The organism is Bradyrhizobium sp. USDA 4369, assembly GCF_054056435.1.
Map to the genome: position 1 here is coordinate 4,580,945 of NZ_JBSRYH010000001.1, position 24,122 is coordinate 4,605,066.

The 24,122-nt window shown below is 64.7% G+C and carries 21 protein-coding genes and 1 tRNA gene; 13 read left to right on the top strand and 9 right to left on the bottom strand.

Features of this window, described 5'->3' with window-relative positions; all coding sequences use genetic code 11:
- Positions 1-161 precede the first annotated feature (161 nt).
- On the top strand, positions 162-1,883 hold the full coding sequence (locus ACVIJ6_RS20560) for a ShlB/FhaC/HecB family hemolysin secretion/activation protein (protein WP_456774179.1): 1,722 nt from the start codon (positions 162-164) through the stop codon (positions 1,881-1,883).
- 6 nt (positions 1,884-1,889) lie between these two features.
- Here the strand turns inward: ACVIJ6_RS20560 and ACVIJ6_RS20565 are convergent, their stop codons facing one another.
- Positions 1,890-3,134, bottom strand: coding sequence for a multidrug effflux MFS transporter (locus ACVIJ6_RS20565; RefSeq protein WP_456774180.1), 1,245 nt, complete (start codon positions 3,132-3,134; stop codon positions 1,890-1,892).
- Between the two features lie 208 nt (positions 3,135-3,342).
- Here ACVIJ6_RS20565 and ACVIJ6_RS20570 point away from each other — a divergent pair, with 208 nt between their 5' ends.
- The 3 genes from ACVIJ6_RS20570 (at position 3,343) to ACVIJ6_RS20580 (ending at position 4,849) form a co-directional block, all read left to right on the top strand.
- Positions 3,343-3,663 (top strand): hypothetical protein, encoded by a 321-nt coding sequence (locus ACVIJ6_RS20570; RefSeq protein ID WP_456774181.1) that lies wholly within the window; start codon positions 3,343-3,345, stop codon positions 3,661-3,663.
- 1 nt (position 3,664) lies between these two features.
- Entirely contained in the window at positions 3,665-4,306 is a 642-nt protein-coding gene (locus ACVIJ6_RS20575) for a CAP domain-containing protein (RefSeq protein WP_456774182.1), read from the top strand.
- Between the two features lie 189 nt (positions 4,307-4,495).
- Positions 4,496-4,849: a hypothetical protein gene (locus tag ACVIJ6_RS20580; RefSeq protein WP_456774183.1), complete on the top strand. Its 354-nt coding sequence runs from the start codon at positions 4,496-4,498 to the stop codon at positions 4,847-4,849.
- Positions 4,850-4,969: 120 nt separating this feature from the next.
- On the opposite strand, the gene ACVIJ6_RS20585 is transcribed toward ACVIJ6_RS20580, so the two are convergent.
- Positions 4,970-5,695, bottom strand: a complete 726-nt coding sequence (locus ACVIJ6_RS20585) for a Crp/Fnr family transcriptional regulator (protein WP_456774184.1) — start codon at positions 5,693-5,695, stop codon at positions 4,970-4,972.
- Between the two features lie 132 nt (positions 5,696-5,827).
- Here ACVIJ6_RS20585 and ACVIJ6_RS20590 point away from each other — a divergent pair, with 132 nt between their 5' ends.
- Positions 5,828-6,061, top strand: coding sequence for a hypothetical protein (locus ACVIJ6_RS20590; protein WP_456774185.1), 234 nt, complete (start codon positions 5,828-5,830; stop codon positions 6,059-6,061).
- A 169-nt stretch (positions 6,062-6,230) separates the two neighbouring features.
- The gene (locus ACVIJ6_RS20595; RefSeq protein WP_456777038.1) at positions 6,231-6,791 is read left to right on the top strand and encodes an HXXEE domain-containing protein; all 561 of its coding nucleotides are present in this window, start codon (positions 6,231-6,233) and stop codon (positions 6,789-6,791) included.
- A gap of 23 nt (positions 6,792-6,814) precedes the next feature.
- Here the strand turns inward: ACVIJ6_RS20595 and ACVIJ6_RS20600 are convergent, their stop codons facing one another.
- The 5 genes from ACVIJ6_RS20600 to ACVIJ6_RS20620 all read right to left on the bottom strand — a co-directional run bounded on the left by ACVIJ6_RS20600 (position 6,815) and on the right by ACVIJ6_RS20620 (position 15,150).
- A complete protein-coding gene (locus ACVIJ6_RS20600) occupies positions 6,815-7,981 on the bottom strand; it encodes a PepSY-associated TM helix domain-containing protein (protein WP_456774186.1) in 1,167 nt (388 codons plus the stop codon).
- A gap of 54 nt (positions 7,982-8,035) precedes the next feature.
- Complete coding sequence (locus tag ACVIJ6_RS20605) at positions 8,036-10,336, bottom strand: TonB-dependent siderophore receptor (RefSeq protein ID WP_456774187.1); 2,301 nt, start codon at positions 10,334-10,336, stop codon at positions 8,036-8,038.
- Positions 10,337-10,748: 412 nt separating this feature from the next.
- Entirely contained in the window at positions 10,749-12,200 is a 1,452-nt protein-coding gene (locus ACVIJ6_RS20610; protein ID WP_456774188.1) for a sensor histidine kinase, read from the bottom strand.
- Positions 12,201-12,445: 245 nt separating this feature from the next.
- On the bottom strand, positions 12,446-14,008 hold the full coding sequence (locus tag ACVIJ6_RS20615; protein WP_456774189.1) for a serine hydrolase domain-containing protein: 1,563 nt from the start codon (positions 14,006-14,008) through the stop codon (positions 12,446-12,448).
- Between the two features lie 407 nt (positions 14,009-14,415).
- Entirely contained in the window at positions 14,416-15,150 is a 735-nt protein-coding gene (locus tag ACVIJ6_RS20620) for an alpha/beta fold hydrolase (RefSeq protein WP_456774190.1), read from the bottom strand.
- Between the two features lie 673 nt (positions 15,151-15,823).
- Between ACVIJ6_RS20620 and ACVIJ6_RS20625 the strand changes: the two genes are divergently transcribed.
- The 7 genes from ACVIJ6_RS20625 (at position 15,824) to ACVIJ6_RS20655 (ending at position 21,953) form a co-directional block, all read left to right on the top strand.
- Entirely contained in the window at positions 15,824-15,949 is a 126-nt protein-coding gene (locus ACVIJ6_RS20625) for a hypothetical protein (RefSeq protein WP_456774191.1), read from the top strand.
- Positions 15,950-16,075: 126 nt separating this feature from the next.
- The gene (locus ACVIJ6_RS20630; RefSeq protein WP_456774192.1) at positions 16,076-17,647 is read left to right on the top strand and encodes a 2-isopropylmalate synthase; all 1,572 of its coding nucleotides are present in this window, start codon (positions 16,076-16,078) and stop codon (positions 17,645-17,647) included.
- A gap of 221 nt (positions 17,648-17,868) precedes the next feature.
- Complete coding sequence (locus ACVIJ6_RS20635) at positions 17,869-18,903, top strand: TRAP transporter substrate-binding protein (RefSeq protein ID WP_456774193.1); 1,035 nt, start codon at positions 17,869-17,871, stop codon at positions 18,901-18,903.
- Positions 18,904-19,049: 146 nt separating this feature from the next.
- The gene (locus ACVIJ6_RS20640; protein WP_456774194.1) at positions 19,050-19,616 is read left to right on the top strand and encodes a TRAP transporter small permease; all 567 of its coding nucleotides are present in this window, start codon (positions 19,050-19,052) and stop codon (positions 19,614-19,616) included.
- Positions 19,613-20,935, top strand: coding sequence for a TRAP transporter large permease (locus ACVIJ6_RS20645; RefSeq protein WP_456774195.1), 1,323 nt, complete (start codon positions 19,613-19,615; stop codon positions 20,933-20,935). The genes ACVIJ6_RS20640 and ACVIJ6_RS20645 overlap by 4 nt, the downstream gene beginning before the upstream one ends.
- A gap of 149 nt (positions 20,936-21,084) precedes the next feature.
- On the top strand, positions 21,085-21,702 hold the full coding sequence (locus ACVIJ6_RS20650) for a Spy/CpxP family protein refolding chaperone (RefSeq protein ID WP_456774196.1): 618 nt from the start codon (positions 21,085-21,087) through the stop codon (positions 21,700-21,702).
- A 175-nt stretch (positions 21,703-21,877) separates the two neighbouring features.
- Positions 21,878-21,953: transfer RNA gene (locus ACVIJ6_RS20655), tRNA-Lys, on the top strand.
- Between the two features lie 209 nt (positions 21,954-22,162).
- Here ACVIJ6_RS20655 and ACVIJ6_RS20660 read toward each other — a convergent pair.
- Both ACVIJ6_RS20660 and ACVIJ6_RS20665 read right to left on the bottom strand, forming a co-directional pair.
- A complete protein-coding gene (locus ACVIJ6_RS20660) occupies positions 22,163-22,978 on the bottom strand; it encodes an oxidoreductase (protein WP_456777039.1) in 816 nt (271 codons plus the stop codon).
- A gap of 116 nt (positions 22,979-23,094) precedes the next feature.
- Positions 23,095-24,096: an NADP-dependent oxidoreductase gene (locus ACVIJ6_RS20665; RefSeq protein WP_456774197.1), complete on the bottom strand. Its 1,002-nt coding sequence runs from the start codon at positions 24,094-24,096 to the stop codon at positions 23,095-23,097.
- Between the last annotated feature and the right edge of the window lie 26 nt (positions 24,097-24,122).

The following is a 24,122-nucleotide window of genomic DNA, read 5'->3' on the forward strand; positions in this document are numbered from 1 at the left end:
TTTCAAGAGAGCCTTATGAGTTGTGCCTAGGTTTTTCTCCCGCGTTTACGCTTCATTGACCTTAACAAATTAAGAACGACGGCATGGGTCGCCGTTGTGTCGAGAGCGTCGGGAAATACGCGGGCCGGCGCGACGGAGCCGCCGGGCCGCGCGTATCGCGCATGCTCAAGCGAACCGCGGTCGCCGCGGGCATGGCGTTCTCCGCCTTGTTGGGCGCGGCATCGGGTCAAGCGCAGCAGGTCAATCAGCCGAGCTTCGATCCCCGGCAGACCGAGAAGTATTTCGATGAACAGTCGCGCTCCGCACAGCAGGTTCCGCCGCGCCCGCGGGCGCCGACATTCGGCGCGCAAGACAAGGGCGGTGATCGTAAGACCTTGTTCACCCTCCGCGGAGTCGCGCTGACGGGCGCGTCGGCGCTGCCGGCGGACCAGCTCGCGGCAGCCTATCAGAGCTACATCGGCAAGCCGGTGTCGCAAGCCGATCTCGCCGCCATTGCCACCGCAATCAGCGATCTCTATCGCGCCGCCGGCTTCCATCTGAGCCGGGCGATCATCCCGCCGCAGGACGTCAGCAATGGCACGGTGCGGATCCAGATCATCGAGGGCAGCATCACCGAGGTCAGCCTGCAGGGGCCCGGTGTGGAGGAGTTCGGAATCCGCGCGATGCTTGGCCCGGTGCTGGCCGAGCAGCCCTCGCGCCTTGCCACCCTGGAGCGGCAGTTGCTCCTGATCAACACGCGCGGCGGCGTCCGCCTGGTCGATTCCTCGTTGGAGGAGATCGGCGGCACCACCGGCCGTTTTCGCCTGATCCTCGAACTCAAGACCTGGCACGTCTACGGCTTCGCAGGGATCGACAATCTGGGATCGTCGACGGTGGGGCCCTGGCAGAGCTATGCCACGGCCGCCTTCAACTCCTATCTGCTCCCGGGCGACACGCTGACGGCGAACCTGTCGACGACCCCGGGCGATCCGCGCCAGCTCGCGTTCGGGCGGCTGTCCTATGACGTTCCGATCGGAACCGACGGGGTGCATATCGGCGCCTCTGCGCTGTATAGCGAGGTGCGGCCGGGCGACATCAGGCGCCGCTTCAACGACAACACAGTGACCGAGACGGCCGAACTGCGCGGTGGCATCGCGCCGATCCAGTCGCAACGCGCATCGTTGAATCTGACGATGGCCGCCGCCTTCAGCGACGTGACCGAGCGCGACATCTTCGGCATCTGGTATCGTGACCGTATCCGCAGCTTGACGTTCACCTCGGACTACCGTTGGAAGGATGATCTCGGCGGTGACAGCTATCTGACGCTCGCCTATCGGCAGGGGCTCAATGCCTTCGGGGCGACGCCGGCTGGCGATATCATGGCGTCGCGTCCGGGGGCTTCGCCGAGCTTCTCCGTCGTCAACGGCTGGTTCACGCGGTATCAGGCGCTGTCGGAGGGCTGGTCGCTGAAGCTGGCGGCCGCGGGCCAGCTCGCCTCCGGGCCGCTGTATAACTCCCAGCAGTTCTATCTCGGCGGCCTGTCCTATGGTCGTGGCTATGGCAGCGCCGAGATCAGCGGCGACAACGGCATTGCGGGCACGTTCGAGGTCCGCTTCGAGCAGACGCCGAACTGGGACTATCTGAAGAGCTATCAGCTCTACAGCTTCTTCGATGCGGGGCTTGCCTGGAATGACGGCTTTCGGCCGTCCGATGGCGTTGCGCTGACGTCGGCCGGAGCCGGCGTGCGCTTCACCTTCCCCAATGACTGGCGTGCCGATCTTGGCTTCGCGGTGCCGCTCGGCTACCGCGCGCCGGACAATTCGACGCGCGGCGTGCGTCTGTTGCTGTCGCTGTCGAGCGTGCTCAAGCTGTGCCCGCAGCGCGGGCAGGGCGCCTGCATGTGAGGTCGATCAGACCGGCTTATGATGGCTGTGGAACAGCCGGCCCTTCTCGGTGATCAGCACGACAATGAGCGCGCTGGCCGTGCAGGCCAGGAAGCCGGTTGCGAACGGCAAGACCGTGCCGTCGAAGGCCTGGCCGACCACCGCGCCGGCGGCCATGCCGAGCAACGTTGTGATCGAGCCGTAGATCGAGGACGCCGTGCCCGCATTGGCGCGCTGCGGCTCCAGCGCCAGCGCCGTGAAGTTCGCGAAGGTGAGGCCGAACGAGAACATCATCGCCGCCGACAGCGTCATGAACAGCCACAGCGGCAAGCTGCCGAGCATGGCGGCTGCGAAGCAGGCCAGCGCGATCGCGACGCTGCCGACCAGCGCGCCATGGGAGATTACGCGCATGCCGAGGCGGCCGACCAGCCGGGCGTTGAGAAAGCCCGCGAGCGCAATGGTCACGGCTATCGCCGCGAAGGCGAGCGGGAAGTAATGGCCGAGATGATAGACGCCGGTGAACAGCTGCTGCGACGACAGCACGTAGCCGAACAGCGCGCCGAACACGCCGCTGGCGGCAAGTGCATAGCCGAGGGTCTGGCGGTCGGTCAGCGTCTTGCGGAAAGAAGCCGTGATTTCGGCGATGGAGAACGGCTTGCGCTCCTTTTCCGGCAGCGTCTCGGGGAGCCGGGCTGCGGTCCACAGCAGCGCGACGATGCCATAGACCGTCAGCACGACGAAGATGCCGCGCCATTGCGTCAGCATCATCACGGCCTGACCGAACGACGGCGCGATCACGGGCACCGCGATGAACACCATCATCGCCAGCGACACCACGCTCGCCATGCGGCGGCCGGCATAGCAGTCGCGCACGATCGAGGTCGCGATCACGCGCGTGGCGGCCGTGCCGAGACCCTCCAATGCGCGCGCCAGCAGCAGCACCTCGAACGACGGCGCGGCGATCGCGAACAAGCTTGCCAGCACGTAAAGCACCATGCCGCCGATCAGGACCGGGCGGCGGCCGAAGCTGTCCGACAGCGGGCCGATCGCGAACTGGCCGAGCCCGAAGCCGATGACGAACGCCGACAGCACCGCCTGCACCCGGTTGGCGACGTCGATGTGGAACGTCGAGCCGATGTTCGGCAGGGCCGGCAGCATCATGTCCATGGCCAGCGGATTGAGCGCCATGATCGCCGCGATGACGATCACGAATTCGGCGAACCCCATCGGCCGATGGCGGACGATCTCGATGTCGGCACTGGTGTCAGTCAAGGCGCGGCTTCCGTCAGGTCGGGAGGATCGGATGATGCTCCCTGTGTACCGGACTTGCTGCGGCGCACAAGGCGCGTTTCGGAATGGCTGGTCGTCGCCTTGCTGCGGCGCACTGGCGGGATTGTGACCAGGCGTTGCCTGCTGTGAAATTGCGCCATATCGGCTGTGGTGGTAACGCGCGTGTGATCCAGTTGGACGTTGGCCGCGCATGAAGACCTACAAGATCGTCGTCTACGTTCCCGCAGCCGCCGGTGAGGCCGTGCGTGGCGCCATGGGCGAGGCCGGCGCTGGGCGGATCGGCAATTACGATTACTGTTCGTTTACCGTGACGGGCATCGGGCGCTTCCGCCCGCTCGCCGGGGCCAAGCCGACGATCGGCAGTGTCGGCCGGATCGAGGCTGTCGAGGAGGAGCGGATCGAGACGTTCTGCACGGAGGACAGGTTGAAGGCGGTGCTCACGGCGGTCCGCGCCGCACATCCCTATGAAGAGCCGGCCATCGACGTCTATCCGATCGAGGTGGTCGCGTAGGATGACGGTTCTTCGTTTCATGTCGCATGGTCTGCGCGCGCTTGTCGTCGCTGCGGTCATGTTGATTGCGGTCATGTTTGTGGCGGTCCCGGTGGCACATGCCGAGGATGCCTCGCCTGCGGCGCAGATCTCGGCGTTCCGGCTCAAGAATGGCGAGGGCCGGGTGACGCGCGATGCCACGCTCGACCGCATCGCGCTGGAGCAGGCGCGCGCGATGGCCGAGAAGGATGATCTCAGCCACGAGGTCCTTGGTCCATTCACCCGTCGTGTCGCGCCGTCGAAGGCCGGGCGTGCCGCCGAGAACATCGCTTACGGCTACGACAATTTCGACAAGACGCTCGGCCAATGGATCAACTCGCCGGGCCACCGCAAGAACCTGCTGCTGCCGAAGGCGACCAAGGTCGGCATCGCCAGCGCGCGGAATGCCAGCGGCAAGCGTACCTATTGGGCCATGGTGATCGCGGGCGACTATGAGAGCGACCGGCCGAAGGCTGTCCCGAAGAGCAGGGGCAAGGCCGTGGTCGCACAGACCGCGCCCAAACAAGAGAAGAGCGAGACCAAGCCGGTGACGCGCTGGGGCGCCAAGCCGCCGGCCTCCAAGGACTGTCATCTCAACATCAAGGTGATCGGCCTCTGCATCTGAGGTCGATTGATCCGAGGTCGCTTGCGCAACGCTGCGTCCTTCGCGGGTTGATCTCACGCAGCGATCACGGGGTTGTGCGAGGAGCCCCGTTGTTTGCGTGAGATAATTTTCTTATACAAGCTGAGGTTGTTGTTTTTCGGCAGCCATTCTCGTGAAGATTTTTCATCTTATTTCAAACGGAGATGATCCATGTCAGTCATTGAGCAAGCGTCGGCCACCAGCACCAATACGCAGCCTGTGTCGGCATCCTTTCAATGGACGCTCACGGCGTATGAGGAGCAGGGCAATCTGTGGCTCAAGTGGAGCACGACCGCACCTTTCCGTGCGCAGCAGGGGCAGATTTCCGTCTACAACAGCAGCAGCTTCCCGTCCGATCCGCAGAAGGATCGCAAGGCCTGGTCGTGGGACAATGAGCACGGCGGCGGCTCGGGATGGAATACCGGCCTGCGCTACGGCTCGGACTGGCACTGCTCCTGGATCGCCGAGAAGAGTCCGAACGGGCCCTACGCCTATGCGCTGAAGCTCGTCACCAAGGGCACCTGACCGCGTCTGCATCGTCGTCGCGGGTCGTGAATCGCGTACGCGGCGATGACGCCTTGAAGCAAACCTTGCGGGCGACACGTCGCCGCCCGCATCCAGCCTCGCGCAGCATGAGCTTGCACTTCAGCGCGGGTGGCTGTTGAGATGCAGATAGCCGGGATCGAACTCGCCGATCGCGCACAGCCGCGGCCAATGATGGACGATCAGCGTGCCGCTGCGGAAATCGACAGCGCGGCTGGCGCGCAGCTCGACCAATGTGCGGTTGACGGTCGCGATGGCCATGCCCAGCGCCTCGCCGAGCTGGATCAGGCTGACCGGCAGCTGCAGCAGGTTGCCGTCCACATGGCCAAGCGCTTTGGCGCGGTAGAACAGCTCGCAGAACAGGTGCGCCATGCGCGCCGGCTTGCCTCGCGCACTGTTATTGGTGATCGCCTCGCGAAAGATCGACGCGTCGACCAGCGTCTCGCGCCAGATCGCAAAACCCAGCGAAGGCCGCCGGTTGATCGCCCGCGTCAGCTCCTTGTGCTGAACGGACGCGACCGCAGCGGAGCCGATTGCGCAGACCGCGTGGTCCATGCGGTCGAGGAACAGCGCCTGCGAATCCGGCCAGTCGCCGGCCATGTGAAATGAGAGATATTGTCGCCCGCCGTTGCGGAGCAGATGATAGCGCGCGACCCAGCCGGACATCACCACGACGGATTTGTCAGGTTCGTCGCCTTGCCTCATCAGGTCTTCATGGCCGGCCAGCTCGCGCTGCGTGAAGCTGAGAGTCTTGATCTCGGCGATGTCGTCGCTTGACAACCGGGAATGTTCCTTCAGCTTGTTGACGACGATCCGGTCCACATCCATGGGAAATTCAAGCTCGCTGCTCAGCTTCCGTATCAAATGAGCCGATGCTTTCAGCCGGTCCTACTAAAGTCGACGATCGTATCACGGGATGCGGTGAAGAAAGTTGGTGGTCGCCGCATCGGGAGAACAGCCGTGCCCCACATTGCGTTCCTCTACCGGATTCGCCGCCTGTTTGGCGGCTCAGGGCCGCATCTCGACAGCATCGCGGCGGCATTGACCCGTGGCGAGCTCAGGCAGCCGGCCCAGCCGATGTCGGATCATGAACTGGCCCGCGCGATCCGCGAGTTCCAGAGCGCGCCGCCGTCGGAGGCGACGCTGAAGAAGCTGGCGCAGCGCCTGTCTGGCGCCGAGCAGAAGACGAATTAGAGCAGGGACGCGGGGTCGTCAGCGGCAGCAGCAGCCGTTGTACCTTCCATACGTACCTTCCAAACACCGGCGGCGGAGGCCGCTTGGGCCGTGGCCGGAGCCCATGCCCCGGTATTTCCCCGGTGGAACTTCGCTTGGCAAGATCCGGCGACTCGCGCATCACTTGAAGATGCTCGACCTCCTCGCCCGCCATTGGGTTGCCGGTGCCGTGTTCATGGCTGCAGCGCTGCTGGCTTTGGTGCCGGTGCTGGCCGCGGACTGGCCGTTGCCGCTGCTGCTGATATTCCTGCATTCCCCGGGCTACATGATCCACCAGGTGGAGGAGCATACCGGGGATCGCTTTCGCCGCTTCGTCAATCAGGTGATGTTCGGCGGCCGCGAAGCGCTGACCACGATCGACGTGCTCTGGGTCAATTGCGGCGCGGTCTGGGGCATCGACCTGATCGCGCTCTATGTGGCCTGGATCGCCGGTCCTGCTTGGGCCCTGGTCGCGCCCTATCTGATGCTGGTCAATTCGCTCGGGCATATTGGTCCGGCGCTGCGCTTCCGCGGCTACAATCCGGGCCTTGTCTCCGGCATCATCCTGTTCATTCCGCTCGGTCTCGTGACCGTGCTCACCATCCCGGCGACGGCGGCCCAGCATGCCCTGGGCTTTGGCGCGTCACTGCTGCTGCATGTCATCATCGCGGCCAACGCGTTCCGCCGTGCCGCGCAGGCGCGGGCGGCCTGAACGCGCCTGCAGCGGCGCTGTCGTCATTCGCCGGGGACCAGCTGGACCGTTCGTGCCGGCTGCGGCGGCCGCCGCAATCGTCGCCGCGACAGATAGAGCAGCAGGCCGGTGACCGCGAACAGTGGCATCGTTGCTGCCGCCAGCATGAACAGAATCCGGCCGGGCCAGCCGAGCATGCTGCCGCGATGAATATCGAACACGCGCGCTAGCACCCGCTCACCGGCCGACTTGTCGGCATAGCGCTCCGCGGCGATCAGCCGTCCTGTGCCGGCATCGATCCGGAACTCGTCGCGGATGTCGTGCGTCTCGTCGAGCCAGGATCGTACCCGCACGGCGGTCGCGCCGCCCGCAGGCAGCATGAGGTCAAGCGTGATATAGCGGTCGCCGGCCTCGCGCCGCGCGGTCGCCCAGACCAGGTCGAGCGCCAATGGCTGCTGCGAGGCGGGACTGGCATCGCGCTCGCCACGTGCCGGCTTCGGCGCAGCAGGCGGCTTCGTGCTCAACAGCCAGGTGAGCCCGTCTTTGTACCAGACATAGGAGTATGACAGGCCCGACAGCGCGATCACCAGATACACCGGCAGCAGCCAGGTGCCGATCACGCTGTGCAGCGAGCGGTGCAGGCCGCGCCCGCTCAATCGCCATTGCGGTTTCAGCCACAACGCCGCGCTGCTCGCCCGCCGCGGCCAGCGCAGTACGAGGCCGGACATCAACAGTACGATCAGCCCGAGCACGGTCGCGCCGGTGATCTGGCGGCCGGCGCCCTTGCCGTCGCCGGGCAGCAGCAGCCAGCGATGCAGCCGGCGGGTCGTAGCGAAGAAGCTCTCGCCGAGCGGCGTGCCGAGCACGCGCCCGTCATAGGGATCGACGAGCACGGAGGAGGGATGGCCGCCATCCTCGCTGCGCGCGAAGCGGACCCTCAAGGTGGCCGTCGGATCGCGCGACAGCGAGAGCGCAGCCACTTTGCCGAGGGCGGGATCGGTCTGGAGCCGGGCAATGAGCTCGGCCGGCGCCAGCGGCGTCGCATCGCGCGCGACGACATGGGCGAGGGTGCCGTTGAGACCCGCCTGGATCTCGTCCTCGAAGCTCATGATCGCGCCGGTGACGCCCATCACCGAGAGGATGAGCGCCGTCGCCAGCCCGAGGATCGAGTGGAGCTGCAGCAGAGCCGACTTGATGTGTGATGTCGTCAAAGGAAGCTCCCTTTTGCCTGTCTTGCGAGCTGTCGAACGGCGCGATCCTGCCGGCTAGAACTTGACGGTCGCGGCCAGCGAGACCCGCCTGGCATCGCCGACCGCGACGTTCAGGACGCTGTTGGCCGACGGGTAGTAGACGTTGTCGAACAGGTTCTTGACGTTGAGCTGGTAGATCACTGGCAGGTTCGGATGCTTGGTCTCGTAGGTCGCGAACAGATCGGCGACCACATAGGACGGCATCACGAAGCTGTTGGCGGCATCGCCGGCGCGGTCGCCGACATAGCGCGCGCCGCCGCCGAGCCTGAGCTTGCCGGGCACAGCAGCGCCGAAATCGTAGACGAGATACAGCGAGGCAGTGTTGAGTGCGACATTTTGCAGCCGCTTGCCGCGGTAGGTCGGGTCATCGGTGACCCGCGCATCGGTGTAGCCATAGCTGCCGATCATGCTCCAGGCCTGCGACAGCCTGCCGGTGATGTCGATCTCGGCGCCGCGCGAGCGCGCCTTGCCGGCGGTGGTGTATTCGAGCACATTGCTGGCATTGAGCTGCGACACCAGCACGTTGCTCTTATCGATGTCATAGACCGCGATGGTGCCGGACAGCCGCTTGTCGAGATCGAATTTGAGTCCGGTCTCCCAGGACGTCCCTTGCTCAGGCGCGATGTTGGAGCCGAGTACGACGCCGCCGGTCAGCGGCGCGATGGTCGAGTTCGGCTTCAAGGATTGCGTGTAGCTGGCGTAGAGCGAGAGCTGGTCATTGAGCTTGAGAATGGCGCCGCCGAGCGGCAGCACCTTGTCGGCGGCCACGTTGGTGTTGGCCTTGAACGGCCGGCCACGGCCGGCGATCTGCTCATAATCCATGTAGCGCACGCCGCCGACCAGCGCGAGCCTGTCGGTGAGATGCAGGGTGTCCTGCAGAAACAGGGAGTACTGACCGAGCTTGTCGGTCTGCTCGCTGTCGGTCGCCGAGATCGTCGTGCCCGGCTGGATAAGGCCATAGACCGGGTTGTAGATATTGAATTGCGTCGCGACGGTCTGGCGGATCAGGTCCTGGCGGTAGATCGTACGGTATTGCGCGTCGCCGCCGAACAGCACCTCGTTGCGCAGGCCGCCGAGCCAGAAGCCGCCCTGCAGATAGGACGTGCCGTAGCTGACCCGGCTCAGCGAGCCCCAGGTGCCGTCATTGCTGCGCGTCTCGCGGCCCGTTCGTGCATCGATCGCGGTGATGCGCAGCTGGTTGGCGCTGAAGCTCTCGGTGTTGTAGCTGTAGGCCGCGATGAGCTTCCAGTCGTCGTTGAGCTTCTGCTCGACCGAGGCCTGCACCAGGTCGGATTGCCCCCACATGTTGTTGAAGGGCTCGTCGAGGCGACGCGTGGCCGGGATCGCCAGCGGCGCGCCGTTGAAGAAGGCGGTGCCGCGATCGAACGGGGTGATGAATTCGCGGTGCTCGTAGTTGAGCTGCACCGTCGTCATGTCGCCATACCAGGCCAGCGACGGCGCCACCAGCATCTCGCGATGGCGGCCGAAATTGCGCCAATAATCCTCGCTGACGCCGTAGCCGATGAAGCGATAGGCCAGGCCGCCATCGCCGATCGGGCCTGTCACGTCGATGGTGCCGTCCGCGCCGGTTCTGTCGTTCGCATAGGCCGAGCCGAGCAGCGTCACCGAGCCGTGCTGATACAGTTCGGGGCGCTTGCTGATGGTGTTGACGATGCCTCCGGGATCCATGATGCCGTAGAGCAGCGACGCGGGCCCCTTCAGCACCTCGACGCTCTCGACGGCGGCATTGAGGCTGCGGCCCTGGACCAGCGGCATGCCGTTGCGCATGATCGAGCCGTCGCGGTTGTCGCCGAAGCCGCGCCGCATCACCGCGTCCTGCGTGCCGGCAAGCGTGTTGGCCTGGGTGACGCCGCTGACATTGGCGAGGGCATCGTCGATGTTGCGCGGCAGCTGATCCCTGATCACCTGCTCGGGCACGACGTTGACGGATTGCGCGGTGTCGAGCGGCGAGGTGCCGCTGCGCAGCGTCGTCGCGCTCGGCATCGCGCGATAATTCAGCTTGGCCGCATTCAGCACCACGGCGTCCGCTGCGGCGCGCTCAGCGCGCGTCGGCATCGGTGGCGGCTGCATGGCGCGGCGCGACGGTGTGGCGCGCGCCTGACGCTGCGGCGCGCCGGTCGATGTCGCGGGCTTGCGCTTCGGCGCCGGTGCGTCCACCGTCACTGCCGGCAGCGTCGCCTCAGCATGGATCGGAGAGGAGCAAACCAGGTCTGCGGTCAGGGCACTCACCAGCGCGATCGCGCCACACATGCCGGTTCGCGCGCGAACATCGCGCCGGCCTTCATCGTCCGTCATCGTTCACTACACTTCCAACGTCGCGCCGTTCAAGCGAACGGTCTGCTTGACGTGAGCTCTAGCAATGCAGTGCAGCCAAGAATACGTCGCGCGCCGTTGAATCCCTCTAAGTCGTGCGGTGCCGAAGTGTTCGAAATGCTGCGAAGCTGCGCCGGCGCGCGGCGACTTTGCGTCATCGGCCCTGGCTGATCACGGCTTGCGCAGAGCGTCCTGCGGACGCGTGCAATTCGTGCAGATGAAGGAGACCGCGGCGCGCACGACAGTGCTCCATCCACTGTGGATGAAGCACCGCCGGTCTCATTTTTCGGGACCAGGCGCCGGCTGATTTCAGCGCTTCGGCGTGATCGTGCCGGACTGCGGACTCATCATGCCCGTGGTGCCGTTGTCGGTCGCGATGACGTCTCAGCCGTGCCTACTGTGCCGCGGCGAGCTCCAGCTCGGCCGGCTTGTTCGGTCCCAACAGCGGAATGTCGAGCGTGACGCGCGTGCCCTGCTGCGGCTCGCTGTCGAGCTCGATGCGGCCGCCGAGCGTGGAGGCCACGAGGTTGAAGGCGATGTGCAGGCCGAGGCCGGCATTGCCCTTCTCGCGGCGCGTGGTGAAGAACGGATCGAACACCCGCCCGCGCACATGGCCGGGCATGCCGACGCCGTGATCGGCGCACAGGATGCGCACGGCGCCATCGGCGGGCGGCGCGACCTCGACAGTGAAGATGCCGCCGATCTCGCCGGGATAAGCGTGCGTCGCGGCGTTGAAAGCGAGGATGCTGATGACCTGTCCGAGTGCACCGGGATAGCTGGTGAGCACGATGCCCTCGGGGCAGGACAGCGCGACCGTGAGGCCTTGCCGCGCCAGCAGCGGGCGGAGCTTGGCGATGTGATCGGCCATCCAGCCCTGCAGCTCGAACCTGTGCAGCGCCTCGTTGGCCTGGTCGACGGCGACCTGCTTGAAGCTGTGCACCATCTCGGAGGCCCGATGCAGGCTCTGCGTGGTCAGCTGCAGGCCTTCCTGCAGCCGCGCGACGCCCTTCGCTAGATCCGAGCGCCGCACCAGTCCGCTGCCGAGCATGCGGGCGATCGCCTGGACGTCGCCTTCCATCGCCGTCGACGTCGTGAGCGCCAGCCCGAGCGGCGTGCTGACCTCGTGGCCGACGCCGGCGACGAGCTGGCCGAGCGAGGCGAGCTTCTCCGCCTGCACCAGATGGGCCTGCGTGGCATGCAGATCGCGCAGCGAGGCCTCCGAGCGCTCCTTTTCCCGCTGCAGCGCCTCGGCGGTGCGGAACTGCTTGCGTGCCTGGTACTCGCGCGCCCCGACGGCATAGAGCGAGAGCAGGCAGGCATTGCCGACCAGCGAATGATCGATGAAGCGCAGGCCCGGCGGCAGCGGCTCGGTCGCAAGACTCTCGGCCACCGCCAACGCGCTCCAGCTCGTCGCACAGAAGGTCGCGTAGGAGCCGATGCGCAGCGGCAGCATGGTCGAGACGAACAGGATGACGATGATCATGCCGGCTGCGGAGTAGGTGAAGCCCGAGGGCAGCACCCAATAGATCGTCGGCAGCACGCAGCCGGGGATGACGCAATAGAGCAGATGGATCGGCTCAGCCCATTTGCGGGCCGGCGTCGACAGCAGCGCCGTCAGCGGCAGCAGCACCAGCACGGCGGTTCCGCCGCGGATCGCGAGCGTGGTCGGCACGATCTCGGGATACAGCACCCAGTCCCACAGCGTGTAGCCGGCAAAGGTGAAGGCGCCGAGCAGCATCGCGATCTGCGTCCAGCCGGTGCTGCCGCGGACGTAATGGTCGACGAAACGCCGCTCCTCGACGGCATCCTCGAAACGCAGCCCCAGCCGCTCCAGCAATCTCAACATTATGCCACCGCAATCGAAAAACGATCCCCCACCGGCGAGCAGCAGGCTCCAGCCCGGCGGGAGGGCAGACATACACGAGATGAGTTGGTTGAGAAAACGACGGGAGATCGCATCCGCCGCCTGCGGCACGCGCAGCGCTATTAGAACCGTTCCAAATCTCCCCATCGGGCATGCGACAGCACGATGAGGGCATTGATCCAGCCGCCCGGCGAGGCGACGAACATGCTCGTGGCGGTCTCAGAAATTCATGGCAGCGCCTGCCCCTCGACCGCGAGTTCCTTGCCGTATCGCCCCTTCGTCTTGAGGGTCACCTTGTCGCCATCGAAGCTGAGCCGCCAGTTGCGCTCTTCGCCCTGGCCGATGAACTGCACGTCGATCGCAAAGGTCGTGGCGTCGACCCAACTGCCCTTCATGGCCCGATAGGCGTAGGGCTGCCATGGATGGGGTTGCGCCGTCGTGCGATAGGAGCCGTCGAGGCCGATCGGGCTCTGCAGGTGCAAGGTGCCGCCACCGCCGCCTTGCCGCGGAATGTCCCACGCGGCATGCGGGTCGGGTCCGGTGAGGTCGAGGGTGATCGCATTGATGCCGAGCGGGCCCGGCGCGAAGCTGAAGGTCTTGCCCGAAATGGCCGCCGCGATGTCGGGTACGGCTCCGACAGCACTTCGCGTCTCCGTGGCGGCATCGCTGACGGCTGCGGCGAGGGCCGCCGTCGCTTCGGGCGCGGTGGGCAGGGCCTCGCTCGATTTCACCGTCGCCAGGATATCGTTCGCGAGCTTGCGGAAGGGACAGAAATTGCGGGCGGTCATCACCGCCACGATGTCGGCATCGGGCAGCACCATGATGAGCTGGCAATGATAGCCCACCGCCATGAAAACGTTGCGGTCCGGCAGGGCCCAGAACTGATCGGCATAGTGCAGGCCCGGATCGAATGTCGCGTTCATGCTGGTCGTGGCGTGGTTGACGGCCTCGATCCAGCCGGGCGGCAGCAATTGCTGTCCGCCCCAGCGGCCGCCGCGTAGATACAGATAGCCGATCCGCGCCATGTCGCGCGGCTTCAGCGCCAGCCCGAAGCCGCCGCTGGAAATCCCCTTGGAATCCTTGAACCAGGCGTGCTCGGTGATGCCGAGCGGGGCAAACAGTCGCTCTCCGGCGAAGTCCTCCGCGCTGCGGCCGGTCAGCTTGGTGACGATGGCGGAGAGCAGATGCGAGTTGCCGCTATTGTAGTAGAAGCTCTCGCCCGGCGCATGCGCCATCGGCCGGTCGAGAATGTACTGCACCCAGTCGGGGCTCCGACCCATCTCGAAGAGCGATCTCTCGGTGCCGCCATTGTAGCCTTCGTCCCAGTCCAGGCCGGAGGTCATGTTGAGCAGATGCTGCACGGTGAGCGCCTGTTTGCGCGCATCGACATTGTCGATCTGGCGATCCTTGAAGAAGTCGAGCACCGGATGATCGAGGCTGTCGAGCACGCCGTCCTCGAGCAGCATCGCGATCAAGGTGGCGACCACCGCCTTGGTCGCTGAATTGATGATGTGCAGTTCGTTCGACTTGTAGGGCGCGTAGGAAGCATCGAGCACGATGCGGCCATGGCGCGTGATCAGCAGGCTATCGAACCTGAACGCCTTGCCCGCGTCGACGAGCTTGGCCAGCGCCGCCGAGTCCATTCCTTCGTCCTCGGGCGTGGCGACCGGCCAGTCGGCCTGCGGAAAGCCGGTTCGGCTCACCTCGTCGGCGACCGCATGGTGCAGGGTGAACGAACAAGCAAGCAGCAGGGCGATCGCAAACCAGATGCTGGTCATGACACGCAACATGGCATTTCCCCCTCGGCAACTGCGCGCAGCACATGCTATCAGCGCGACATGATCAATCAAAGATTGCGTGATGATCACTGCGCGCATCGAACAAGCGGGGCTTTTGCGGTTGTGATTTTGTGCAACGCCGATTTGTGAACGGCTGGTTCTCGCCCGATCCGCTGCTATCGATCAAAGCGTGGTTGGCGAGATTGCGCAGCAACGAGCGATAGGCTGGCGTCGTGGGCCAAACGAGGATCCATGACTGAGTGCCCTTGACGACGTCATGCTGCCGCCGGCGTTCGTCTCTTATTCGGTGTCGTCCTGGACAGGCGCGCAGCGCACGCGCCGATCCGGGATCACACACCTCAGCGACATGGGCGAGGCACGGGGGCTTCCCGCAGGGGGCATCCACACCGGTTCAGCTCTCAGTCGTTCCAATGCGCCCGCAGCGCCGCCGCGATGCTCTGTGGCCGCTCGACGATGCTCCAATGGCCGGCGTCCTGCTCGACATGCAGTGGCGCGCCATGGCGTTGTGCGAAGCGGCTGAGCGTGTCGAGCGGCACGTAAGGGTCTTGCGTGCCCGAGATCACGAGGCCACGCCGCGGCAATTGCGCCAGCCGCTCGATCCAGTCGCCGCTGAAGCAAAGCCCATCGGCGGAACGATAGAGCGCGAGGATCGACCGCCGCATCGGCGCTTGCCATGCGGCGGCCTCGCGCGCGGCGAGGTCGGCCGGCAGCCCGCTCTGTCGAAACATGCGCGCCATCATCCGCCGTGACGACAGCGCCATGAAGACCTCACCCAGGATCGGCGTGTTCCAGATCCGCGCGATGCGATGGCCGCGATAGTCCGCATCGAGTGCGCCACCGGCGACGGCCCAGGTGCGCACCAGCTCCGGCCGCAGCGACGCCGCGCGCAGCACCAGCAGCGCGCCCCAATCATGCCCGACCAGATCGAGCGGCCCGAACGTCGCATGCTGCGCCTCGATCAACGCGACGAACCAGTCCGCATAGGCGTCCTTGGTGCATGCAAAGCCCGACGGCGCCTCGTCGCAGAAGCCGGGCAGGCAGGGAACTGCGACGGTCTCGCCGAGCACCGCGATCAGCGGCCCCCAGATCGCAGGCGTGTCCGGCACGCCGTGGAGAAAGATGCGGTTGGTCATGGCGCCTGTTACCATATCATCCGTGAGCTTCGGTCCCGCGCGAAATTTCATTTTCGTTTTTTTAGAAATTATGCTTATCTCTCGCCATCCCGCCTCGTCGAAGAGCCTCCACTCGCCTCCATCACGACCTTGGTGACCTTGTGCTTACGCACCCAGGCGACCAACCGGCGTTGTCCTACCGCGGCGCTCAGAAAAGTTGGACGTTCGGCGACTGTCCGAACGCACGTATCCACCTTGTCCTTTGCCACATCGATGCCCGCGACAACGCTGTCAGTTTGTGCCATCTTCGACTCCCTTCCTTGCTCGGTTCGGGCTCAAAGCCCTTGCAACTGTTCGGGTTGAGGAAGACACCGGATCTGTCCCTCGCTCTGAAACAAGCTTCATCGCTTTTGGGACGTAAGGACGTAACGGGCTCAGATCCAGCGACGGGCGGTTGGTCAGAACCGCCCGTTTGCGCATCTTGGCAGAGCTTCTCCACACAAGGGGCGTACGCGTCGTCACGATTGGCCCGGGCCACGAGGGTGCAGGGGCCCAATACGTCATATCTCCTGACCCTTATTCGGCGTTGCGGGGCCCTCTTATTCACGGTAAAACCACCATTGAGGACATCGCAGCAACGATCCATCAACGGTTTTGCCGCACAGTTTTCGTGTTCTCGCAAAAGGGTTTGGCAATGCTGATTCGCAGCGCAGAGATCGAGGCCATCGCCGGGGCAGATGCCCGGTCGATCGTGCTCGCCTCGCTGCCGGCTCGCGGCTTGATCGGCGCGCTTGAGCTTCTGCTTCTTAGCTGCCCCTGAGGGCCGGCTGGGCGGGATGCGCCTGGGCACTCAGGGGTTGGCTTCGACACGAAACACCCTTCAGCGCCCAATTGATCAGAGATCCTGACAAACATGCGCACCACCCGACAATCCAAGGAATAGCAGATGTCCAGCACCACCCCGTCCGACAAGGACCGCGTCGTCATTTTCGACACCACGTTGCGCGACGGCGAGCAATGCCCCGGCGCCACCATGACGTTCGAGGAGAAGCTCAACATCGCGGCCATGCTGGACGGCATGGGCGTCGACATCATCGAGGCCGGCTTCCCGATCGCCTCCGACGGTGACTTCGAGGCGGTCAACGAGATCGCCAAGCGCACCCAGAACGCCGTGGTCTGCGGCCTGTCGCGCGCCGGCGCCAAGGACATCGACCGTTGTGCGGAAGCGATCCGCCCCGCCAAGCGTGGCCGCATCCACACCTTCCTGTCCACCTCGCCGGTGCACATGAAGTACAAGCTGCAGATGGAGCCGCAAGCCGTGTTCGAGCTGGTGATTTCCTCGGTCACCCGCGCGCGCAACCACACCGACGACGTCGAATGGTCCTCGGAGGACGGCACCCGCACCGAATTCGATTTCCTGTGCCGCTGCGTCGAGGCCGCGATCAAGGCCGGCGCCACCACCATCAACATTCCGGACACCGTCGGCTACGCCGTGCCGGAAGAATATTACGACCTGTTCAGGCGCGTGCGCGAGACGGTGCCGAACTCCGACAAGGCGGTGTTCTCCGTGCACTGCCACAATGATTTGGGCATGGCCGTCGCCAACTCGATGGCCGGCATCCGCGCCGGCGCCCGCCAGATCGAGTGCACCATCAACGGCATCGGCGAGCGCGCCGGCAATGCGGCCTTGGAAGAGGTCGTGATGGCGATGCGCGTGCGCAACGACAAGCTGCCGTTCTGGAACAAGATCGACACCACGCAGCTGACCCACGCCTCGAAGGTGGTGTCGGCGGCGACCTCGTTCCCGGTGCAGTACAACAAGGCGATCGTTGGACGGAATGCGTTCGCGCATGAGAGCGGCATCCACCAGGACGGCATGCTGAAGAACGCCCAGACCTACGAGATCATGCTGCCGGAGACGGTCGGCGTGAAGCAGACCTCGCTGGTGATGGGCAAGCATTCCGGCCGCCACGCCTTCATCCACAAGCTGGAGGAGATGGGCCACAAGCTCGCCGGCAACCAGGTCGAGGACGCCTTTGTCCGCTTCAAGGCCCTGGCCGACCGCAAGAAGCACATCTACGACGAGGATATCGAGGCGTTGATCGACGAGGGCATGGTGAGCGCCCATGACCGCATCAAGCTGCTGTCCTTGAGCGTCATCGCCGGCACCCGCGGCCCGCAGCGCGCCACCATGAAGCTCGACGTCGACGGCGTGACCAAGATCGAGGAGAGCGAGGGCAACGGTCCGGTCGATGCCGTGTTCAACTGCATCAAGTCGCTGGTGCCGCACGAGGCCAAGCTGGAGCTGTACCAGGTCCACGCCGTGACCGAGGGCACCGACGCGCAGGCCGAGGTCTCGGTCCGCCTGTCGCAGGACGGCCGCTCGATGACGGCGCGCGCGGCCGATCCGGATACGCTGGTGGCGTCCGCCAAGGCCTATCTCGGCGCGCTGAACAAGCTGGTGATGAAGCGCCAGCGCGATGTGGCGCAGGGTACGGCGGCCGCGGCGGCAAGCTGATGTGACCAGGTCATTCGGGGCACCGCAAAGCGGCTCCCCCGAAATGGCGAAGCGGCCGGGACGAACAAGCGAGGGACAATCATTGTTGCATTGCAGCGCGGGGAATCCCGTGTCTGCGGCTAACGGTCAATGGTAATCCGTCCCGCGAGCCGCTAACAATGTCCTTGGCATACAAAGCGGGGGCGTCATTGCAATGCCCCCCGAAACGTCGGGAGGCCACCTTGCAGCAGTTCAAATTCCGCCAGCTCAGCTTGAGCCATGTGATCGCAACCGCCGCCTCGCTGGCGGTGCTCGCGCTGACCGGCCCGGCCATGGCGGCCGACAATCCCATCGTGATCAAGTTCAGCCATGTGGTGGCGGCGAACACGCCGAAGGGGCTTGCGGCTGACAAGTTCAAGGAACTGGCCGAGAAGTACACCGACGGCAAGGTCAAGGTCGAAGTCTATCCGAACTCCCAGCTCTACAAGGACAAGGAAGAGCTCGAGGCGCTGCAGCTCGGCGCGGTGCAGATGCTGGCGCCGTCGAACTCCAAGTTCGGTCCGATCGGCATAAAGGAATTCGAGGTGTTCGATCTGCCCTACATCCTGCCGGACCTCGCCACCTTGCGGAAGGTGACCGACGGCCCGCTCGGCGCCAAGCTGTTGAAGCTGCTCGAGCCGAAGGGGATGATCGGGCTGGCCTATTGGGATAACGGCTTCAAGCAGATGACCGCCAACAAGAAGCTCGTCGATCCCGCCGACTACAAGGGCATGAAGTTCCGCATCCAGTCCTCGAAGGTGCTGGACGCCCAGTTCCGCACGCTCGGTGCGATTCCGCAGGTGATGGCGTTCTCGGAAGTGTACCAGGCGCTGCAGACCGGCGTCGTCGACGGCCAGGAGAACACGCCCTCGAACATCTACACGCAGAAGATGCACGAGGTGCAGAAATACATCACGCTCACCAATCACGGCTACATCGGCTACGTCGTGGTCGTGAACAAGAAGTTCTGGGACGGCCTGCCGCCGGACATCCGCGCAGCCTGCGACAAGGCGATGAAGGAGGCCACCGCTTACGGCAACAACCAGTCGGCCAAGGAGAACGACGACGCGCTGGAAGAGATCCGCAAGTCCGGCAAGTCCGAGTTCGTCAAGCTGACGCCGGCGCAGGACGAGGCGATGCGCAAGGCGATGATGCCGGTCTACAAGGACGTCGCCGGGCGCGTCGGCCAGCCGCTGATCGACGAGTTCCTGAAGGAGACGCGCGGCACGACGAACTGATGGTCTGAGGCGCGGATGCGCGGGCGGGTGGCCCGCGCATCGTGAGGTGGCGGCGTCTGGCTGAGATGCCGAGATCACCCGACGGCGCGCAAAGCGCGCGGGCGTCGGATGGCTTTGGGGGTAGGGGACTTTTGGGGGTGGGGGACTTGGGTCTGCTGTTGCGCATCCTCGATCGGCTCGAGGAGATTCTGATCGCATTCCTGATCGCGGCCGCGACCTCGATCATTTTCGTGGCCGTGCTGCACCGCTACCTCGTCGGTGTGCCCTTCCTCTATCCCATCCTGTTCCCGATCGATTTGTCCTGGGCGCAGGAGCTCTGCATCTACATGTTCGTGTGGATGGCGAAGTTCGGCGCCGCCTATGGCGTGCGCACCGGCATCCATGTCGGCGTGGACGTCGTGGTGAACATGCTCCGGCCCTCGCTGCGCAAGGTGACGATCCTGTTCGGCTTGATGTGCGGGGCGCTGTTCACCGCGATCATCGGCACCATGGGCGCCAAGTTCGTCTACGGCCTGTCGCAGACCGACCAGGTCACGCCGGACATGGAGCTGCCGAGCTGGCTGGTCTATCTCTGCATCCCGCTCGGCTCCTATCTGATGTGCTTCCGCTTCCTGCAGGTCGCCTGGCACTATCTCCGTCATGACGAGCTGCCGCACCACGACCACGCTTATGTCGAAGGCGTCGAGGCGGCCGGCACGGAGGCCGTGCGATGAGCAGCCTCCTGATCTTCAGCCTGCTCATCTTCCTGATGCTGACGGGCATGCCGATCTCGATCGCGCTCGGCCTGACCGTGCTGTCCTTCGTCTTCTTCATGACGAACGTGCCGACCGAGTCGGTCGCGCTGAAGCTGTTCACGGGCATCGACATCGAGATCATGGCGATCCCGTTCTTCATTCTCGCCGGCAATTTCCTGACCCATGGCGGCGTCGCCCGGCGCATGATCAATTTCGCGACCTCGATGGTCGGGCATTGGTATGGCGGCCTGGGGCTTGCCGGCGTCATGGCCTGCGCGTTGTTCGCCGCCGTATCGGGCTCGTCGCCCGCGACGGTGATCGCGATCGGCTCGATCATGCTGCCGGCGATGGTCAAGCAGGGCTTTCCGAAACGCTTCGGCGCCGGCGTGATCACCACCTCCGGCGCTCTTGGTATTCTGATCCCGCCCTCGATCGTCATGGTCGTCTATGCGGTCGCGACCGGCGGCAGCATCGCGCTCGATCCGGCCGGCCATCGCGTCTCCTCGGCCTCGGTCGGCCAGCTGTTCATCGCCGGCGTCATTCCCGGCATCATGCTGGCGACCCTGCTCGGCTTCACCACCTTCTACCGCGCCTGGAAGAACGACTATCCGCGGCTGCCGCGCGCCAGCTGGGCGGAGCGCTTCATGGCGTTCCGCAAATGCATCTGGGGCCTGTTGCTGATCGTCATCGTGCTCGGCGGCATCTACACCGGCAAGTTCACGCCGACCGAGGCGGCCGCCGTGAGCGCCGTCTACGCCTTCATCATCGCCGTGTTCGTCTATCGCGACATGTCGCTGAGGGACGTGCCGAAGGTGCTGCTCGGCTCGGCCAATATGAGCGCGATGATCCTTTACATCATCACCAATGCGGTGCTGTTCTCGTTCCTGATGGCCAATGAGAACATCCCGCAGCAGATCGCCAATTGGATGGCGGCGGCTGGCGTCAACTGGGCGGTGTTCCTGCTGGTCGTCAACATCCTGCTGCTGCTCGCCGGCAATGTGATGGAGGCGACCTCGATCGTGCTGATCATGGCGCCGATCCTGTTTCCGGTGGCGGTCAAGCTCGGCATCCATCCGGTGCATCTCGGCATCCTGATGGTGGTCAACATGGAGGTCGGCATGTGCCATCCGCCGGTCGGCCTCAACCTCTATGTCGCCTCCGGCATCGCCAAGATGGGCATCACCGAGCTGACCATCGCCGTGATGCCCTGGCTGTTGACCATGCTCGGCTTCCTTGCCCTCGTCACCTACGTGCCGGAAGTCTCGCTCTGGTTGCCGCGCATGCTCGGGATGCTTTGAGGTGCAGCAACGAAATGAAACTGAATTGCAAAAACAGAAAGGAATTTGAAGTAATTACATCTTTGTAACGTCGTACACTCTGTCCAAACTGTAAGTTGAAGGCCCGACGCGGCAGGCTCATGTTGGTCCGGCTTTCCAAGGAGGTTGGCATGAGAAAGTTCACCATTGCCGCCGTCGCCGTGCTGGCCATCGCCGGCTCGACCGCGGTCTACGCCCAGCGCGGCTGGCTTCATGATCACATGCACCACGCGCGGATGAATCCGGAAGACCGCGCCGCGATGCTCGATGCACGCATTGCTTCGGTCCATGCCGGCCTGAAGCTGTCGGCCGACCAGGAGAAGCTGTGGCCGCCGATCGAGAGTGCGGTGCGCGATCTCGTCAAGCTGCGCTTCGACCGCGCCAATGCGCGGATGAAGGCGGCCGACGACGCGCCGGACAAGGACGTCGATCCCGTGGCCCGGCTGCGCGAGCATGCCGACACCATGGCGGTGACGGCCGACGCCATGAAGAAGGTCGCCGATGCCGCCGACCCGCTCTACAAGACGCTCGATGACGGCCAGAAGCGCCGGCTGTCGATGCTGACCCGGCCGATGGGGCGGATGATGGGACCGGACGGTCCGCGTCACCACCGCTGGATGGAGCGCGGCGAGGGCGGCCCGGACGGGCCGCGCTTCGGCGAGAATCGCTTCGGCCCCGGACCGATGGGCCACCCGCCGATGGATCGCATGGGCTGGTCCGACGAGGGACCCGACTCCGGACGGCTCTGAGGGCTGGTTAACGACCCTCTGAATCCGCTCAAGATCTCACCTGGGGAAAACCGCCGCAAGCCGGCGGTTTTTCTGCATCGAAACTGCCGAAAAATCGTCAGGGATCGCTGGACATCCCGGAATCGCTTTGCTAAACGACCGGCTCTTGCAAAGGCTTACTCCGGATGCAAGATCCGGGCGCATAGCTCAGTTGGTAGAGCAGCTGACTCTTAATCAGCGGGTCCTAGGTTCGAGCCCTAGTGCGCCCACCAAGCCTTTCAAAGACTTGCCGCAGATCGCAGTTTGGCAGAGCAGTCGGTCCCGACCGATGCAGCCCAATCGCCACTTGATGGCAACGAAGCTTCCGCGAGTTCGGTGGTCCACATACAGTCGACGCGCCCGCCATGGGCTCCTGACTCCATGGGATGCCGATTTCTTGAGCCAGGCGGGTGAGCCCTTCGGTCGGAGCGGGGGGCTCCATTCAGCCCGGCAGGCCGAACTGCTGGCGCAGGCTCTTGTCGAACATTCGCGCAGGCATGAGTCGGCGCAACAGGCTGACCTGCCTTGCCACCTTGCCGACGGGGTAGCGTAGCTGCGGGCGCGACGCCGTGGCCGCCAGAAGGACCGTTTCCGCCACGTCGTCAGGCGTCACCGCCGTCAGCAACGCCTTTTTGTAGAAGCCATGCACCCAGGCGCGCGCGGCATCATACTCCGGCATCCTGGTGTCGGGCTCCAGCGCGCTCTGGTCGAAATTGCCCTTCACTGTGCCGGGCTCGATCAACGACACGCGGACGTTGAAGGCGCGGACTTCGTGATCGAGCGATTCTGAATAGCCTTCGAGGGCAAACTTGCTTCCGGCATAATGTGCCGAATACGGCGCCGGCAGGAAGCCAAGCGCGCTGCTCAGGTTGATGATGCGACCTTGCCCACGCGCGCGCATCGACGGCAAGGCCGCGTTGATCATCCTGATGACACCGAACAGGTTGACGTCGAAGAGACGCTGAGCCTGAGCGACCGAGGATTCCTCGGCGCCGCCAAACAGGCCCAAGCCGGCATTGTTGACGAGAACATCGATGCGCCCGGTCTGCGAGAGCACCGTCGACACGAGTGATTTGATCAAGGCTTCATCGGTCACGTCACAGGGCAGCATCGACACCTGCTTCGGACCGTTCCCATTCGGCTTTCGGCTGGTGCCGAAGACGGTGAAGCCGGCGCGCGCCAGGGCCTCGGCGCTGGCGCGGCCGATGCCGGACGAGGCTCCCGTCACAAGCGCAGTTTTCTGGGAATTCGGCTGCATCGCTGTCGATCCGGTTGGCGTGGCATCGGGCATGTTCACGATCGTTTCCTTGAACATGAGCAACAGACGCGCGCCTCAGCGCGGTCCGCGATTGCGGGGGCGATACGACACCGCCGTCACCTCAGCTTGACGACGACCTTGCCTTTGGAGCGTCCCGTCTCGAGGTAGGCCAGAGCTTCACTGGTCGCTTTGAACGCGAAGACCCGATCCATCACCGGGCGAAGGATTCCGGCTTCGGCCAGTGCCGTGATCTGGGTCAACTGCGCGCCGTCCGCCCGCATGAACAGAAACGAATAGCTGATCCCTCTGGCTTTGGCCTTCCTGCGAATGCTCGAGCTCAGAAGGCGCATCAGCTGACGCAGGAGCCAGTTCAGCCCTTGTCGCCGGGCGAAATCGGGGTCCGGCGGGCCGGAGATGGAAATCAGTTTGCCATCCGGCTTCAGCACGACCAGCGATTTTTGCAGCGTATCGCCGTCGAGGCTGTTCAAGACGACGTCGTGGTCGGACAGGACCTTCTCGAAATTCTGCTTCTTGTAGTCGATCACGACATCGGCGCCGAGGTTTTTGACGAGCTCGACATTGGCTGTACTTGTCGTCGTAGCGACGGTCGCGCCGAGATGCTTGGCGAGCTGAATGGCGAACGTCCCTACGCCGCCCGAGCCCGCGTGGATGAGGATCTTCTGCCCTTTTCGCAGGCCGGCCCGATCGACCAGTGCCTGCCAGACGGTCAGCCCCACCAGGGGAATGGCAGCCGCTTCCTCCATGGTCAGGTTCTTCGGCTTCAACGCCAGGTCGGCCTCATTGATGGCGATCGATTCCGCGAAGGTCCCGACGCGGCCATCGCGCGGCCGGGCATAGACCTCGTCGCCGACCTTGAATCGACGGACGTTGGCGCCGACCCGCGTGACTACTCCGGCCATGTCGTGCCCCAGAATGAAAGGCGGGCGATACGGAAGGATGGGCTTGAAGGCGCCATCGCGGATCTTGGAATCCAGCGGATTGAGCCCGGCCGCGTGGATGTCGACCAGGACATCGTCGTCCCCCAACGCGGGCTGCGGCATGTCACCGAAGCGCAGCGCGCCATTCTTCTTGTATTTGTCGAGGATGAACGCCTTCATGATGATCTGATCTCCAGGACACTGCC

Coding starts and splice junctions, on each gene's coding strand:
- ACVIJ6_RS20560 (WP_456774179.1), top strand. CDS start 162: ATGCTCAAGCGAACCGCGGTCGCCGCGGGCATGGCGTTCTCCGCCTTG.
- ACVIJ6_RS20570 (WP_456774181.1), top strand. CDS start 3,343: ATGAAGACCTACAAGATCGTCGTCTACGTTCCCGCAGCCGCCGGTGAG.
- ACVIJ6_RS20575 (WP_456774182.1), top strand. CDS start 3,665: ATGACGGTTCTTCGTTTCATGTCGCATGGTCTGCGCGCGCTTGTCGTC.
- ACVIJ6_RS20580 (WP_456774183.1), top strand. CDS start 4,496: ATGTCAGTCATTGAGCAAGCGTCGGCCACCAGCACCAATACGCAGCCT.
- ACVIJ6_RS20585 (WP_456774184.1), bottom strand. CDS start 5,695: ATGGATGTGGACCGGATCGTCGTCAACAAGCTGAAGGAACATTCCCGG.
- ACVIJ6_RS20595 (WP_456777038.1), top strand. CDS start 6,231: ATGCTCGACCTCCTCGCCCGCCATTGGGTTGCCGGTGCCGTGTTCATG.
- ACVIJ6_RS20605 (WP_456774187.1), bottom strand. CDS start 10,336: ATGACGGACGATGAAGGCCGGCGCGATGTTCGCGCGCGAACCGGCATG.
- ACVIJ6_RS20610 (WP_456774188.1), bottom strand. CDS start 12,200: ATGTTGAGATTGCTGGAGCGGCTGGGGCTGCGTTTCGAGGATGCCGTC.
- ACVIJ6_RS20615 (WP_456774189.1), bottom strand. CDS start 14,008: ATGTTGCGTGTCATGACCAGCATCTGGTTTGCGATCGCCCTGCTGCTT.
- ACVIJ6_RS20620 (WP_456774190.1), bottom strand. CDS start 15,150: ATGACCAACCGCATCTTTCTCCACGGCGTGCCGGACACGCCTGCGATC.
- ACVIJ6_RS20625 (WP_456774191.1), top strand. CDS start 15,824: ATGCTGATTCGCAGCGCAGAGATCGAGGCCATCGCCGGGGCAGATGCC.
- ACVIJ6_RS20630 (WP_456774192.1), top strand. CDS start 16,076: ATGTCCAGCACCACCCCGTCCGACAAGGACCGCGTCGTCATTTTCGAC.
- ACVIJ6_RS20645 (WP_456774195.1), top strand. CDS start 19,613: ATGAGCAGCCTCCTGATCTTCAGCCTGCTCATCTTCCTGATGCTGACG.
- ACVIJ6_RS20650 (WP_456774196.1), top strand. CDS start 21,085: ATGAGAAAGTTCACCATTGCCGCCGTCGCCGTGCTGGCCATCGCCGGC.
- ACVIJ6_RS20660 (WP_456777039.1), bottom strand. CDS start 22,978: ATGCAGCCGAATTCCCAGAAAACTGCGCTTGTGACGGGAGCCTCGTCC.
- ACVIJ6_RS20665 (WP_456774197.1), bottom strand. CDS start 24,096: ATGAAGGCGTTCATCCTCGACAAATACAAGAAGAATGGCGCGCTGCGC.